At 68.0% G+C, this 14,953-nt stretch carries 14 protein-coding genes; 8 read left to right on the top strand and 6 right to left on the bottom strand.

Translation table 11 applies throughout. From position 1 onward, the window contains the following. The first annotated feature begins 21 nt into the window (after nucleotides 1-21). Nucleotides 22-1,464 carry a multidrug transporter subunit MdtD gene (gene mdtD / locus SNE35_RS15465; protein ID WP_431312745.1) on the top strand — a complete coding sequence of 481 codons (1,443 nt, stop codon included), beginning with the start codon at nucleotides 22-24 and terminating at the stop codon, nucleotides 1,462-1,464. Between the two features lie 55 nt (nucleotides 1,465-1,519). Here mdtD and SNE35_RS15460 read toward each other — a convergent pair whose 3' ends face one another. From SNE35_RS15460 to SNE35_RS15450, 3 genes are all read right to left on the bottom strand, one after another. Then, nucleotides 1,520-3,235 carry a PhoH family protein gene (locus SNE35_RS15460; RefSeq protein ID WP_320423810.1) on the bottom strand — a complete coding sequence of 572 codons (1,716 nt, stop codon included), beginning with the start codon at nucleotides 3,233-3,235 and terminating at the stop codon, nucleotides 1,520-1,522. A 186-nt stretch (nucleotides 3,236-3,421) separates the two neighbouring features. Continuing rightward, entirely contained in the window at nucleotides 3,422-3,901 is a 480-nt protein-coding gene (locus SNE35_RS15455; protein WP_320423809.1) for a peroxiredoxin, read from the bottom strand. A 120-nt stretch (nucleotides 3,902-4,021) separates the two neighbouring features. Next, entirely contained in the window at nucleotides 4,022-4,399 is a 378-nt protein-coding gene (locus tag SNE35_RS15450; protein WP_320423808.1) for an Mth938-like domain-containing protein, read from the bottom strand. 102 nt (nucleotides 4,400-4,501) lie between these two features. Between SNE35_RS15450 and SNE35_RS15445 the strand changes: the two genes are divergently transcribed. From SNE35_RS15445 to SNE35_RS15420, 6 genes are read left to right on the top strand one after another with little or no spacing between them, the layout of a single operon-like run. Continuing rightward, complete coding sequence (locus SNE35_RS15445) at nucleotides 4,502-5,728, top strand: pyridoxal phosphate-dependent aminotransferase (protein ID WP_320423807.1); 1,227 nt, start codon at nucleotides 4,502-4,504, stop codon at nucleotides 5,726-5,728. A gap of 27 nt (nucleotides 5,729-5,755) precedes the next feature. Beyond that, nucleotides 5,756-7,066, top strand: a complete 1,311-nt coding sequence (locus SNE35_RS15440) for a homoserine dehydrogenase (protein ID WP_320423806.1) — start codon at nucleotides 5,756-5,758, stop codon at nucleotides 7,064-7,066. 4 nt (nucleotides 7,067-7,070) lie between these two features. Next, nucleotides 7,071-8,462: a threonine synthase gene (thrC, locus tag SNE35_RS15435; protein WP_320423805.1), complete on the top strand. Its 1,392-nt coding sequence runs from the start codon at nucleotides 7,071-7,073 to the stop codon at nucleotides 8,460-8,462. Then, on the top strand, nucleotides 8,455-9,675 hold the full coding sequence (locus SNE35_RS15430) for a molybdopterin molybdotransferase MoeA (RefSeq protein WP_320423804.1): 1,221 nt from the start codon (nucleotides 8,455-8,457) through the stop codon (nucleotides 9,673-9,675). The genes thrC and SNE35_RS15430 overlap by 8 nt, the downstream gene beginning before the upstream one ends. Next, on the top strand, nucleotides 9,672-9,923 hold the full coding sequence (locus tag SNE35_RS15425) for a MoaD/ThiS family protein (protein WP_320423803.1): 252 nt from the start codon (nucleotides 9,672-9,674) through the stop codon (nucleotides 9,921-9,923). Before SNE35_RS15430 ends, SNE35_RS15425 begins: the two co-directional genes overlap by 4 nt. Before the next feature lies 1 nt (nucleotide 9,924). After that, nucleotides 9,925-10,338 carry an S-adenosylmethionine decarboxylase family protein gene (locus tag SNE35_RS15420; RefSeq protein ID WP_320423802.1) on the top strand — a complete coding sequence of 138 codons (414 nt, stop codon included), beginning with the start codon at nucleotides 9,925-9,927 and terminating at the stop codon, nucleotides 10,336-10,338. Here the strand turns inward: SNE35_RS15420 and soxR are convergent. Next, nucleotides 10,299-10,769, bottom strand: coding sequence for a redox-sensitive transcriptional activator SoxR (gene soxR / locus SNE35_RS15415; protein WP_320423801.1), 471 nt, complete (start codon nucleotides 10,767-10,769; stop codon nucleotides 10,299-10,301). The two genes, SNE35_RS15420 and soxR, sit on opposite strands and share 40 nt — an antisense overlap. 78 nt (nucleotides 10,770-10,847) lie before the next feature. Between soxR and SNE35_RS15410 the strand changes: the two genes are divergently transcribed. Continuing rightward, on the top strand, nucleotides 10,848-11,801 hold the full coding sequence (locus tag SNE35_RS15410) for a questin oxidase family protein (RefSeq protein WP_320423800.1): 954 nt from the start codon (nucleotides 10,848-10,850) through the stop codon (nucleotides 11,799-11,801). On the opposite strand, the gene SNE35_RS15405 is transcribed toward SNE35_RS15410, so the two are convergent. Continuing rightward, entirely contained in the window at nucleotides 11,768-13,360 is a 1,593-nt protein-coding gene (locus tag SNE35_RS15405; protein WP_320423799.1) for a flavin monoamine oxidase family protein, read from the bottom strand. The genes SNE35_RS15410 and SNE35_RS15405 overlap by 34 nt on opposite strands. Continuing rightward, a complete protein-coding gene (locus tag SNE35_RS15400; protein ID WP_431312744.1) occupies nucleotides 13,342-14,934 on the bottom strand; it encodes a polyamine aminopropyltransferase in 1,593 nt (530 codons plus the stop codon). The genes SNE35_RS15405 and SNE35_RS15400 overlap by 19 nt, the downstream gene beginning before the upstream one ends. Nucleotides 14,935-14,953 lie beyond the last annotated feature (19 nt).

Below are 14,953 nucleotides of genomic sequence, written 5' to 3'. Positions count from 1 at the left end.
GGACGCATCGGCGCTCCGATAATGCGGCCGATGGCAACAACCGACCCTTCCTTCCGCCGCTACCTGCCCTGGGTCGTGGCGCTGGCGTTCTTCATGCAGACGCTGGACACGACGATCCTGAACACCGCGCTGCCCGGCATGGCGCGCGACCTGGGCGAGAACCCGCTGCGGATGCAGTCGGCGGTGATCGCCTACATGCTGACGGTGGCGCTGGTGATCCCCGCCTCGGGCTGGCTGGCGGACCGTTTCGGCACGCGCACGGTGTTCCTGTGGGCGATCGCGCTGTTCAGCCTCGGTTCGCTGGGCTGCGCGGCGAGCCCCACCTTGCGGATGCTCGTGATCGCGCGGGTGGTGCAGGGCGTGGGCGGCGCGCTGCTGGCGCCGATCGGGCGGCTGGTGGTGCTGCGCGTGTTCCCGCGCGAGCAGTTCCTGCCGGTGATGAGCTTCATCGCGATTCCCGGCCTGGTCGGCCCGCTGATCGGCCCGACCCTGGGCGGCTTCCTGGTGCAGTTCGTCAGCTGGCACTGGATCTTCCTGATCAACCTGCCGGTGGGCGTGGCGGGCGTCTGGGCCTCGCTGCGCTTCATGCCGCAGCTGCGCAGCGAGACGCCGAGCGCCTTCGACTGGGGCGGCTTCGTGCTGTTCAGCCTGGGGCTGATGCTCAGCTCGCTGGCCTTGCAGGGCCTGGGCGAGCATCTGGTCAGCACCGCGCTGTCGGTGATCTGCCTGGTGGCGGGCCTGTGCGCGATGGCGGCCTACTGGCTGCATGCGACGCGCCATCCGCGTCCGCTGTTCGATCCAGCGCTGTTCAAGATCCCGACCTTTCGCATCGGCATCATCGGCAATGTGTTCGCGCGCCTTGGCAGCGGCGCCACGCCCTTCCTGACGCCGATGTTCCTGCAGCTGGGCCTGGGCTTCTCGCCTAGCGAGGCGGGCCTGTCGATGGTGCCGACGGTGATCGGCGCGATGCTGACGAAGACGCTCGCGACGAAGCTGATCCAGCGCCAGGGCTACCGCCGCGTGCTGGTCGGCAACACGCTGATCCTGGGCCTGATGATCGCCAGCTTCGCGCTGATCGAGCGCGGCACGACACACCTGTGGCTGGCCGTGCAACTGGGCCTGTTCGGCATGATCAACAGCCTGCAGTTCACCGCGATGAACACGGTGACCCTGGGCGGGCTCGACACGACGACGGCCAGCGGCGGCAACAGCCTGCTGTCGGTCGTGCAGCAGCTGTCGATGAGCCTGGGCGTGGCCAGCTCGAGTCTGTTCCTGCTGCTGTTCTCCGGCGCGCCGGTGAACCGCGCCAATCCGGGTGTCGACCTGGTGCCGGCCTTCCATGCGACCTACATCGCCGTCGGTGCGATGGCGGCGCTGGCTTCGTTCATCTTTTTCCAGCTACGGCCGCAGGAAGGCGAGAGCGGGCCGCAGGCCCGGGCGGCGGGCGATTCGATCCAGGACTGATCCAAAGAAGAAAGGCGCCCGAGGGCGCCTTTCCTTGGTCGATTGCGAGGTTCGCTCAGAGCACGTCGGAAGCGAAATCCGCCAGCCGCGAGCGCTCGCCGCGCGCCAGCGTGATGTGGCCGCTGTGCGCCCAGCCCTTGAACTTGTCCACCGCGTAAGTGAGGCCCGAACTGCCTTCCGTGAGATAGGGCGTGTCGATCTGCGCGAGGTTGCCGAGGCAGACGATCTTCGTGCCGGGGCCGGCGCGGGTGATCAAGGTCTTCATCTGCTTGGGCGTCAGGTTCTGCGCCTCGTCGATGATCACGTACTTGTTCAGGAAGGTGCGGCCGCGCATGAAGTTCAGGCTCTTGATCTTGATCTTGCTGCGCACCAGCTCGTTCGTCGCGGCGCGGCCCCAGTCGCCGGCCGAGTTGTCGCCACGGGCGAGGACCTCGAGGTTGTCGTCCAGCGCGCCCATCCAGGGGCCCATCTTCTCTTCCTCGGTGCCGGGCAGGAAGCCGATGTCCTCGCCGACGGGTACGGTCACGCGGGTGACGATGATCTCGGAGTAGCGGCGGTCGTCCATCACCTGGGCGAGGCCCGCGGCCAGGGTCATCAGCGTCTTGCCGGTGCCGGCCGTGCCGGTCAGCGTGACGAAGTCGCAGTCCGGGTCCATCAGCAGGTTCAGCGCGAAGTTCTGCTCGCGGTTGCGGGCCGTGACGCCCCACACCGAGTGCTTCTGGTTGCCGTAGTCCTTCAGCGTGCGCAGCACCGCGGTCTTGCCGGTGATCTCCAGCACCTTGGCGTACAGCGGCGTGGCGCCGGGCGCCTCCAGGTAGATCATCTCGTTGATCAGCAGCGAGGGCACCAGCGGACCGCTGATGCGGTAGTAGGTGACGCCGCCCTGCTGCCAGCTCTCCATCGTCTTGCCGTGGCGCTCCCAGAAGTCGTTGGGCAGGGCCTGGACGCCGGTGTAGAGCAGGTCGCTGTCTTCCAGCGTCTTGTCGTTGCGGTAGTCCTCGGCAGGCAGGCCCAGTGCGCGGGCCTTGATGCGCATATTGATGTCCTTGGACACCAGCACCACTTCGCGCGAGGGCTCCTTCAGCTTCAGCGCCTGGACGACGGCGAGGATCTGGTTGTCTGCCTTGCCCTGCGGCAGGCCGACGGGCAGCGGCGCATCGACCAGCTGGGTCTGGAAGAACAGCTTGCCGCCGGCCTCCCTGTGGCCGGTGCCGTCCAAGGCGAGGCCCTTGGCCATTTCCTCGACGGTGCTCTGCTTCAGTGTGGCGGCCAGGGCGTCCAGTTCGCGGCTGACCTGGCGGACGTTGCGCGAGACCTCGGTCATGCCCTTCTTGTGGCCGTCGAGTTCCTCGAGCGTGATCATCGGCAGGTAGATGTCATGCTCTTCGAAGCGGAACAGGCTGGTCGGGTCGTGCATCAGCACGTTGGTGTCGAGCACGAAGAGCTTGATGGCGGCGCTGCCGTTCTTGCGGGGCGTCTTCGTTTTGGCGGCAGGCTTGGCGACCAGCTTGGGCGATGCGGCGGCCGGTGCCGCGGCTTCGGGCTTTGCCGTCGCGGGTGTGAACAGCGCAGGCACGGTCTTCGGCGCCAGCTTCAGCACGGGGGCAGGGTGTTGCACCGGCTCGACCGCAGCAGCGGCCACCGGGGGCGACTCGGCTGCGGCGACTGGCGCCTTGCGGGGGGCTGCCGGCTTGCTCAGTGCCAGCGTGGTTTCAAATGCGGAGGCTTCGAGGCGGCTTGCGCGCTTGGTCGGGGCTTTGGGCAGTGGCATGTGTGGCGTGGCGGTCTAGAACGGGCACCCGACTCCCGGTTCGCGAACCCCGCCCGCCGGAAAGCAAAAAGCCGCACAGTCACCTGTGCGGCTTCGGAATGCTGGGCTGCTGCGGACGAAACAACGAACTTCTACGGGTTCGGGCATGAGCCCATTATGCACACCGCAGAAGTCGCTTTTCCGGAATCAGGCAGCAGCCTTCTGCAGACCCTTGACGGCTTTCAGCACGTCGTCGACATGGCCGGCGACCTTGATGCCGCGCCATTCCTCGCGCAGCACGCCGCTGGCGTCGATCAGGAAGGTCGAGCGCTCGATGCCCTTGACCTTCTTACCGTACATGATCTTGTTCTTGACGACGCCGAACATGTGGCACAGCTTCTCTTCGGTGTCGGCGATCAGGTCGAACGGCAGTTCGAGGTTCTGCTTGAACTTGTCGTGCGAAGCCATGTTGTCGCGCGAGACGCCCAGGACGACAGCGCCGGCCTTGACGAATTCCTTGTGGTGATCGCGGAACTGCATGGCCTCGGTGGTGCAGCCGGGCGTGTTGTCCTTGGGGTAAAAATACAGGACCACGGCGCGGCCGAGGTAAGTACTGGGCGTGAACTTCACGCCGCTGGTTGCGAGGGCTTCAATTTCCGGGAGGGGTTTGTTGAGCGCTGGCGTCATGTGTCGTTCGGTTCGATATGTTGTGACCGGGATACCCCGGTAAGCAATAGCCAGCAATTATACGTTGAACAGCGGTCATATGCCTCTTGGGTAAGGCGTATAGCCCCGGCAGCCCTTGCTTCATTCACATTCCAGCAACAAAGCGGCGAGCACCGCACGGCCTTCGCTGGCCAGCACGTTGTAGGTGCGACAGGCCGCCGCCAGGTCCATCGTCTCCACGCCGATGCGCGCCGCGATCAGGCTGCGGTACAGCGCCGGCCGCGCGAAACGGATCCGCGCGCCGCTGCCGAAGATCACCAGTTCAGGCTTCAAGGCCAGGATCTGCTGGAAATGCTCCTCGCTGAGTTCGTCGAAGCGTTTCACCGGCCAGTGCTGGACTTCACCGCGCCAGGGCACGAGCAGGCTTTCGCCGTGGGCCTCGCCGTTGACCCAGACGGTCTGCCCGTCGTGCCGGGAAATGCTGTTGCCGCCCTGCGGCTCATCGAGTTGAAACTTCATCTTGATTTTTTGAGAAGACAGGCTTCGCGCCGCTGCGGAAATTGCTGGCAAACCCTGTGTTTAAATTCCAGGCCCGATTGTTTTCCAGCCAGGAGCCGTTTCTTGAAGCCGATCGCCAAGTCCAGCAAGCTGGCCAATGTCTCCTACGACATCCGTGGACCCGTGCTCGACAAGGCGCGAGCGATGGAAGAAGAGGGCCAGAAGATCATCAAGCTGAACATCGGCAACGTCGCCGTGTTCGGGCTGGAGCCGCCGGACGAGATTGTGCAGGACATGATCCGTAATCTGCCAAGTGCGGCCGGCTACACCGATTCCAAGGGCCTGTTTGCCCCGCGCAAGGCGGTCGTCCACTACTGCCAGGAAAAGGGCATCAAGGGCGTCAGCGTCGATGACGTCTACCTCGGCAATGGCGCGTCCGAGCTGATCCAGATGGCGATCAACGCGCTGGTCAACGACGGCGACGAGATCCTGATCCCGGCACCGGATTTCCCGCTCTACACCGCCGTCGTCGGCCTGTCGGGCGGCCGCCCGGTGCACTACGTCTGCGACGAGGAATCGGGCTGGCTCCCGGACATCGAGGACATCCGCGCCAAGATCACGCCGCGCACCCGCGGCATCATGGTCTGCAATCCGAACAACCCAACCGGCGCGCTGTATCCGACGCCGCTGCTGCTGGAAATCATCGAGCTGGCCCGCCAGCATCAGCTGATCGTCTTTGCCGACGAGATCTACGACAAGACGCTGTACGACGGCAACGTCCACACCAGCATGGCCTCTCTGGCCGACGACGTGCTGTTCATCACCTTCAACGGCCTGTCGAAGAACTACCGCTCCTGCGGCTACCGCGCCGGCTGGATGATCGTCTCCGGCGAGAAGCGCCACGCCCGCGACTACATCGAGGGCCTGAACATGCTGGCCTCGCTGCGCCTGTGCTCGAACACGCCGGGCCAGCTCGCGATCCAGACGGCGCTGGGCGGCTATCAAAGCATCAAGGACCTGGTCGCGCCGACCGGCCGCCTGTGCCGCCAGCGCGATCTTGCCTACGAGCTGCTGACGCAGATCCCCGGCGTCAGCGTCGTCAAGCCGAAAGCGGCGCTCTACATGTTCCCCCGCCTGGACCCCAAGATCTACCCGATCGAGGACGACCAGCAGTTCGCCTATGAGCTGCTGGCCGAGGAAAAGGTGCTGATCGTCCAGGGGACGGGCTTCAACTGGAAGGCCCCCGATCACTTCCGGCTCGTGTTCCTGCCCAACTCCGACGACCTCACCGAGGCGATCGGCCGCATCGAACGCTTCCTGTCGCACTACCGCAAGCGCCACAGCCGTTGACCCTCCACTGAACCCAAGAGAATTCCCATGAACGCGATCAAAGTCGGCCTGCTGGGCATCGGCACCGTCGGCGGCGGCACCTTCGAAGTGCTGCGCCGGAACCAGGAAGAAATCAAGGGCCGCGCCGGCCGCGGCATCGAGATTGCGATGGTCGCCGACCTGAACTCCGAGCGCGCGAAGAGCATCGTCGGCGACGGCGTGCCCGTCGTTTCCGATGCCCGCCAAGTGATCGCGAACCCCGAGATCGACATCGTCGTCGAGCTGATCGGCGGCTACGGCATTGCCAAGACGCTGGTGCTGGAGGCGATCGCCGCCGGCAAGCACGTGGTCACCGCGAACAAGGCGCTGCTGGCCGTGCACGGCACCGAGATCTTCGCCGCTGCGCGCGAGAAGGGCGTCGTCGTTGCTTTTGAAGCTGCCGTGGCCGGCGGCATCCCGATCATCAAGGCGCTGCGCGAAGGCCTGGCGGCCAACCGCATCGAATGGGCGGCCGGCATCATCAACGGCACGACCAACTTCATCCTGTCGGAGATGCGCAGCAAGGGCCTGGACTTCGGCACCGTGCTGAAGGAAGCCCAGCGCCTGGGCTATGCCGAGGCCGACCCGACCTTCGACATCGAAGGCGTGGACGCCGCCCACAAGGCCACGCTGATGAGCGCGCTGGCTTTCGGCATCCCGGTGCAGTTCGACAAGGCACACGTCGAGGGCATCACGCAGCTGCAGGCCACCGACATCAAGTACGCCGAGCAACTCGGCTACCGCATCAAGCTGCTGGGCATCACGCGCCGGCGCGAGAAGGGCATCGAGCTGCGCGTGCACCCCACGCTGATCCCCACGACCCGGCTGATCGCCAACGTCGAGGGTGCGATGAACGCCGTCGTCGTGCAGGGCGATGCCGTAGGCACGACGCTGTACTACGGCAAGGGCGCGGGCGCCGAGCCGACCGCCTCGGCCGTGATCGCCGACCTGGTCGACATCACCCGTCTGGCCACGGCCGATCCTGACCACCGTGTGCCGCATCTGGCCTTCCAGCCCGATGCGATCAGCAGCACACCGATCCTGCCGATGGCCGAGGTACACACCTCGTTCTACCTGCGCCTGCGCGTCGCCGACCGGGCGGGCGTGCTGTCCAAGGTGACCACCTTGCTGGCCGAGAACGACATCTCGATCGACGCGATGCTGCAGCGCGAGGCCGCCGAGGGCGAGAGCCAGACCGACCTGGTGATCCTGACCCACGAAACGACCGAAGGCCGCATGAACACCGCCCTCGTGCAGATGCAGGCGCTGGACACCGTGCTCGCGCCCATCGTGCGGATCCGCAAGGAAGAGCTGGCCTGACGACATGCGCTACATCAGCACCCGCGGCGACAAGACCGAACGCCGCTTCTGCGAAATCCTGCTCGAAGGCCTCGCGCCCGACGGCGGCCTGTACCTGCCCGTCAGCTACCCGCAGGTCGACGACGCCACCTTGACGAAGTGGCGCGGCCTGTCCTACGCCGACCTGGCCTTCGAGATCCTCAGCCTCTACATCGACGACATCCCGGCCGAGGATCTGCGCGCGCTGCTGCGCCGCACCTACACGCAAGAGGTGTTCGGTACGCCCGAGATCACGCCGCTGAAGCCGCTGGAGCCGGGCCTTGCGCTGGAAGCCCTGTCCAACGGCCCGACCCTGGCCTTCAAGGACATGGCGATGCAACTGCTCGGCGGTCTGTTCGAGTACGAGCTGAAGCGCCGCGGCGAGACCTTGAACATCCTCGGCGCCACCTCTGGCGACACCGGCAGCGCGGCCGAGTACGCGATGCGCGGCAAGGCCGGCGTGAACGTGTTCATGCTGAGCCCGCACGGCCGCATGAGCCCGTTCCAGCAGGCGCAGATGTTCAGCCTGCAGGACGCGAACATCCACAACATCGCCGTCACCGGCGTGTTCGACGACTGCCAGGACATCGTCAAGGCCGTCTCGAACGACCTCGACTTCAAGCGCCGCCACAAGATCGGCACCGTCAATTCGATCAACTGGGCGCGCTTGCTGGCCCAGGTCGTCTACTACTTCGCCGGCTACCTGCAGGCGACGAAGACGAACGAGGAGAAGGTCAGCTTCACCGTGCCGTCCGGCAACTTCGGCAACGTTTGCGCCGGGCATGTGGCGCGGATGATGGGCCTGCCGATCGACAAGCTGGTCGTCGCCACGAACGAGAACGACGTGCTCGACGAGTTCTTCCGCAGCGGTGCCTACCGCGTGCGCGGTGCGGCCGACACCTATGAGACATCGAGCCCGTCGATGGACATCTCCAAGGCCAGCAACTTCGAGCGCTTCGTGTTCGATCTGCTGGGCCGTGACGGCGCGCGGGTCAAGGCGCTGTTCGGCGGCACCGAGTTCAAGCTGAGCGACGAGGAATTCGCGCGCATCCAGCGCTTCGGCTTCCAGTCCGGTTCCAGCACCCATGCGGACCGCCTTGCCACGATTCGCTCGTGCCGCGAAAACTACGGCCAGTTGATCGACACGCACACCGCCGACGGCCTGAAGGTGGCCCAGCAGCGGCGCGATCCTGCCGTTACCATGATCGTGCTGGAGACCGCACTGCCCGCCAAGTTCGCCGCCACCATCGTCGAAGCGCTGGGCATCGAGCCGCCGCGGCCGGCCGGTCTGGAAAACATCGAAGCGCTGCCCAAGCGGGTGACGGTGCTGCCGGTCGACGTGCAGGCGGTCAAGACCTTCATCGAAACCCATGTCTGAAGCCAAGCGCGCGCCGCTGCAAAGCCTCGACGAGGCGCTGGCGCGCCTGCTTGCCGCCGTCTCGCCGCTGGGCCGCAGCGAGAGCGTCTCGACCTTCGATGCGCTGGGCCGCGTGCTGGCTGCCGATGTCGTTTCGCAGCTCGACGTACCACCCGCCGACAACACCGCGATGGACGGCTACGCGCTGCGCGCCGCCGACGTGCCGGCGCCGGGCACCGTGCTGCCGATCTCGCAGCGCGTGCCGGCCGGCGTCGTCGGCACGGTGCTGCAGCCGGGCACGGCCGCGCGCATCTTCACCGGCGCGCAGATCCCGCAGGGTGCCGATACGGTCGTGATGCAGGAGCAGTGCGAGGCCGTGGACGGTGGCAGCGTGCGCGTCAATGCCGACGTGCCGGTCGGCCAGCACATCCGCCGCCGTGGCGAGGACGTGCAGCAGGGCTCGAGGGTGCTGGCTGCCGGCGCGCGGCTGAACGCCGCCTCGCTGGGCCTTGCCGCTTCGGTCGGTGCCGCCTCGCTGCAGGTGGCTAAGCGGCCGCGCGTCGCGCTGTTCTCCACCGGCGACGAGCTGGTGATGCCCGGCGAGCCGCTGAAGCCCGGCGCGATCTACAACTCCAACCGCTTCACCTTGCGCGGCCTGCTGCAGGCTCTGGGCTGCGAGGTGGTGGACCTGGGCATCGTGCCCGACCGGCTCGATGCCACCCGCGCCGCGCTGCGCGAGGCTGCCGCCCGCGCTGACCTGATCATCACCAGCGGCGGCGTCTCGGTCGGCGAGGAAGACCATCTGCGTCCTGCGGTGCAGGCCGAGGGCCGGCTGGACCTCTGGCAGATCGCGCTGAAGCCCGGCAAGCCGCTGGCCTTCGGTCAGGTCGCCGAGGCTTTCTTCATCGGCCTGCCCGGCAACCCGGTGTCCAGCTTCGTCACCTTCCTGATGCTGGTGCGGCCTGTGATCCTGCGCCTGCAGGGCGCTGCCGCGCTGGTGCCCAAGCGCTACCGGCTGCGCGCCGATTTCGCCTGGCCCAAGCCGGACCGGCGGCGCGAGTTCCTGCGCACGCGGCTGGGCGAGGGCGGCGGGTTGGAGCTGTTCCCCAATCAAAGCTCCGGCGTGCTGACCTCGGCCGTCTGGGGCGATGGCCTGGTCGATCTGCCGGCCGGCCAGCCGGTCGCCGTGGGCGACGCGGTCGACTTCATTCCGTTCAGCGAGTTGCTGTCATGAGCATCACCGTCCGCTATTTCGCCTCGCTGCGCGAGCGGCTCGGGGAGCAGGAAGCGTTCGACTGGCGACCGGGCCTCACCGTCGGTGCGCTGCGCGATGAACTGCTGGCCCGTGGCGAGCCGCATGCCGGTGCGTTGCATCGTGGGCGTGCCGTGCGCTGCGCGCTCGACCGCCAGCTCAGCGGTGAGGAGGCCTTGGTGGCCGACGGCGCCGAGGTTGCTTTCTTCCCGCCCGTTACTGGCGGCTGAGTTGCAAGGACTGCTGCTGACGGCTGATCTCGGCGGCGTCGATCCGGCGCTGCCGCTGATGCGCGATGCCGAGGCACTGCGCACGCTGTGCGTCGCGGCGGTCCGCGAAGTCGGGCTCGGTGCGGTCGCCGAGCTGTTCCACCGCTTCACGCCTGCACCCGGTATCGAGCAGAGCGGCGTTACCGGCGTCGTGCTGTTGGCCGAATCCCACCTGGCCGTCCACACCTGGCCCGAGCTGGGCGTGGTGACGCTGGACGTCCATGTCTGCAACCTCGGCCAGGACAACGCAGCCAAGGCGGATGCGCTGATGGCGCGGATGAGCGCCGCCTTCGCCCCGAAGGACGTGGCGACGCGGCGGCTGGAGCGCGGCCTGCTTCAGTCCTCGGCCACCGAAGGCTTGTCGCCCAGCAGGTAGCGCGGCCCCGTGCCCTTCGCCGCCGCCTGGTCGGCCGGGTTGTACAGCGCGCATTTGGTCAGCGACAGGCAGCCGCAGCCGATGCAGGAGCTGAGCCGGTCGCGCAGGCCGGTGAGCGCGGCGATGCGCTCGTCCAGCAGCGGTCGCCAGCCGCGCGACAGACGCTGCCAGTCCGCGGCATTGGGCGTGCGGCCGTCCGGCAGCGAGGCCAGGGCGGCGCGGATGTCCTCCAGCGTCAGGCCCACCGCCTGCGCCGCGCGGATGAAGGCCACGCGCCGCAGCACGTGGCGCGGGTAGTGGCGCCGGCCGGAGCCGCTGCGCTGGCTCTCCAGCAGACCGGCCTCCTCGTAGAAGCGCAGCGCGCTGGCGGCGAGCCCGCTGCGCTTTGCCAGTTCACCGATCGGTATCCACTCGCTGCTCGCGCTTCCCATGCCGGTCTCCCGATTCGCTTGACATAAAGTTAACTTTAACTTGCACGATGCGCGCCGGATTCACGAAAAGGAGAGACCATGATCGCGATGCCCGTCGAAGTTCCTGTCGAGACTCGCGCCACGCCACAGCAACTACGCGAGCTGCTGGATGCGCCGGCCTGCCTGCCGCCCGAGTACGGCGGCGGCTTGGCTAACCACCTGCCGATGGCGCTGGACGCGCTACAGAAGCTGGGTGCCAGCGGAGAGCGCCTGCGAGCCTTCTATGACAGCCAGGCACCACACATCGGGAGCGACATCGACCCGGCCTTCGCCGCCCTGGCCGCGGAGTTCCGGCGCCAGCTTGACCGGGAGGGCGCGGACACGGTGCTGCGCCGCGCCTTGCCGCGGCTGTTGCCGGGCGTAGCCGCCGCAGCCTTCCACGGCGTCATTCGCACGGCCCACGCGCTGCGTGCCGGCAGCCGCGCCGAGCTGGCGCGCGGCCTGGCCTACTGGTCGTGGCGGCACCGCGTGCTGGATGCGCCGGATCGGCCGGCGGCCCTGCTTGATTTCGATGAATGGTCGGCTCGCCTGCGCGCAGCCGATGAACACCTGGCCGGTCGGATGATCACGAGCCGCATGGTCCTGGCGACGCAGACGCCGAGCTATCTCGCGCTCGGCGCTGCACTCGCGCCGCAGGCGGATCCGCTGCGCGCGCTGGCCGGGCTGGCCGTGGAGACCTATCTGCGCAGCCGCGACTTCACCGTGTTGCACCTCGTCACCGGCCTGCATGCATTGCGTCAGCTGGCGCCCTGGCTGCCGCCAGCGTCGGAACTGCAGCCGGTGCTGGTCGGGGCCTTCACCGCGGCTTACTTGGCAGCGCAGCCCCGATCCGTCGATTCGAGCTCGTCACAGCGCGATTGGCCGGCGGTGATCGCAGCAGCCATCGCTTCAGACAACGAGCACACGATCAAGCTCGTCCACGCCTGCCGCGAGGAGGCCGCCTACTACTGCGACCCGCGCTACCTCGCCGCGGCGGCGCTGGCGACCAGCTGAGCGGCCACCCGCGTGCCGTGCGTGTAGGCCTCCTCGAACACCGAGTAGGACGACAGGTCCGCGTGCGCGAAATGCAGCCGCCCCTGGGGTTGGAGCAGCGCCGCCAGCGCCGCTGAGGACCGCAGGCCCGGCACGGGGATGCTCATCGCATGGCCCCAGCGCGCCAAGTCGGCGCGGCGCAACTGGCCGGGTAGGTCCGGATGAACGGTGCTCAGATCGGCGAGCACGGCCTGCAGCCAGGTGCGCCACTCGTCCTGCAGCAGCGAAGGGCGCCGCTCGCGCGGCAAAGCCCAGTAGGCGGTGAGCACGGTCGGCCCGCCGGCGATAGGCGACAGGCTCTGGTGCCGCGCGTCCACATAGCCCAGCGCGGGGCTGCCGTAGGCCACGTTGTCCCAGGCCAGCGGGACGCCGATCCGCTGCAGCGGCGGCGCGGCGAGCTGCAGGTTCGTCACCAGCCAGGGCGCGTACTGCAACTGAGCGGCGGCGGCATGCAGCGCGGGCAGGGCGCCGCCGGTCAGCCGGTCGGCGATGAACAGCGGCGTGGCGAGCACCACCTGATCGGCGATCCAGCGTTCCGGCGCCTGGGTTTTCTCGTTCCAGGCCTGCAGCTCGACCTCATGGCGGCCTTCCTCGACGCGCAGCACCGTGCGGCCGATGTGGATGCGCCCGGCCAGCGGCGCGGACAGGTGTGTGGCGAGCCAGCCGTTGCCCTCGGGCCAAGTCAAAACGGCCTCGCGTTCGCCGGTCTCGGCGCCCGGCGGGTGGAAGCCGTGGCGGCTGGCGAAGTAGTGCAGGCCAGCCCAGGCCGAGACCTCGGCGATGCCGGCGCCGTAGTCGTCGCGGCAGCAGTAGTCGAGGTACCAGCGCAGCCGCGCATCGTCGAGCCGCTGCGTGTCGAGCCAGGCTGCGAAGGTCTGCGCATCCAGCGCGGTGTGGGCCGGCGTCCAGGCCGCGTGATGCGTGGGCATCGCGAAGCCGAGCTGCCGCTGCGCATCGTCGACGGCGCGGGCGAAGCGCAGGTACTGCTCGCGCCCGGCGGCGTCGCGGGCCGGCGGCAGCAGGCCGTCCAGCCACTGGCCATCGAAGAACAGGCGCTCCTGCGGGCTGTGGCAGAGATGGCGTTCGTCGTAGACGGCGCGGCCCAGTTGCTGGCGCACGAGGCCCAGCTCTTCCAGCAATTGATAGACCTCCGGCGCGTCGGGGCCGGGCAGCGGCAGGTAGTGCGCGCCGAGCGGGCAGCGCATGCCGGCCATCGCATGGCCGCGGCTGTTGCCGCCGGCCTGGTCTTCCAGCTCCAGCAGCGCGAACTCGTCGACACCCGCGCGCCGCAACGCGCGGGCGCAGGCCAGGCCGGCGACGCCGCCGCCGACGATCAGGATGCGCGTGCGCCGGAGCGGGCCGGCATTGCGCGGGGGCAGGGCGCCGCGCAGACGGTGGCCGCGTGCGGCGCTCGCGCCGACCCAGCCGCCCTCGACCTCTGCCGGTGCCGGCTCGCAGCCCGCCAGGGCGGCACCGCCGGCCAATAGAAAGCCGCGACGACTCAGTGAACCTTGCCCCATTCGGCCTCGAATTCGTAGACCAGTGCCTGGTTGGAGAGGCGGTTCACCTCGGTGGGCACGCGGGCCATGTCCAAGGGGAAGTTGAACAGCGTCGGCATGTCGGCGACGCTGAGGAAGCGCAGGCCCGGCGGCAGCGCGGCCGGCAGGTGCCAGGGCCGGCGGCTGGCCAGGATGAAGCCCCACTCGCCGAAGCTCGGCACGTGCGCGTGGTACGGCGTGGCCGTGAGGCCCACCGCTTCGATCGTGGTCGCCACGGTCCAGAAACTGCGCCGCGCGATCAGCGGCGAGGTGGTCTGCACGACCGCATAGCCGCTGGCCGCCAGGTGCTGGTCCACCAGTGCGTAGAAGCTGGCCGTGTAGAGCTTGCCGAGCGCGAAATTGCTGGGGTCGGGGAAGTCGATGACGATGACGTCGAACATCTCCGCCGGGTGCTGCTCCAGCCAGCCGAAGGCGTCGGCGTTGACGATCGTGAGCTTGGGGCTCAGCAGCGAGTCGTGGTTCAGCTGGCGCAGCAGCGGCATCGTCGAGAACAGTTTCGTCATGTGCGGATCCAGCTCCACCAGCGTCACCGTCTGCACCGAGGGGTAGCGCAGGATCTCTCGCACCGCCATGCCGTCGCCGCCGCCCAGCACCAGCACCCGCTTAGGCGCGCCCTGCGCGGCCATCGCCGGGTGCACGAGCGCCTCGTGATAGCGGTACTCGTCCTTGGAGTCGAACTGCAGGTTGCCGTTCAGGAACAGCCGCGTGCCCGCTTGGCCGGAGCTGACGACGACGCGCTGGTAGTCGCTGCTCTCGCGCACGATGATGTGTTCGCCGTAGAAGCGGTCCTCGGCCCAGGTCGTCAACTGGTCGGCGCCGGCCATGGCCGCACCGAGCGCGGCCAGCACTAGCGCGCAGGCGCCGGCATGGGCGCGCCAGCCCGGCAACTGCGGGCGGAACATCACCAGCGCCCACACGGCCACCAGCGCGTTCAGCAGGCCGAAGAACAGCCCCGTGCGCACGAGGCCCAGGTGCGGCACCAGCAGCAGCGGGAAGGCCAGCGCGACGACCAGCGCGCCGAGGTAGTCGAAAGTCAGCACCTGCGAGACGAGATCCTTCAGGCCGTAGCGCTGGCTGAACTGCTTCTTCAGGATCCGCATCACCAGCGGGATCTCCAGGCCCACCAGAGCACCCACCAGCAGCACCAGCGCGTAGAGCAGGATGCGGAACGGCGCCACCGCGCTCGGCGGCAGCAGGCTGTGCGCGGCGAACAGGGCCGCCGGCATCAGCCCGCCGATCAGGCCCACCATCAGCTCGATCTTCAGGAACTGCGCAACGAGCTGCTGCTCGACATAGCGCGACAGCCAGGATCCCAGGCCCATCGCGAACAGGTAGGTGCCGATGATGGTCGAGAACTGCAGCACCGAATCGCCGAGCAGGTAGCTGGCGAGCGCCCCGGCGGCCAGTTCGTAGACCAGGCCGCAGGCGGCGACGATGAAGACGCTGGCGAGCAGCAGGACCTCGGCGGGGGAGGCGCGGGATCGTCCGTCGGCCAAGGGAGATTCGGTGTTGTCAGGCTGCGGATCCGGAGGCATTGCGTCAGGTTAACTCACT

The organism is Roseateles agri (genome assembly GCF_034043675.1).
Lineage (GTDB): Bacteria > Pseudomonadota > Gammaproteobacteria > Burkholderiales > Burkholderiaceae_C > KK5.
This window is presented reverse-complemented; position numbering and strand designations above follow the sequence as displayed.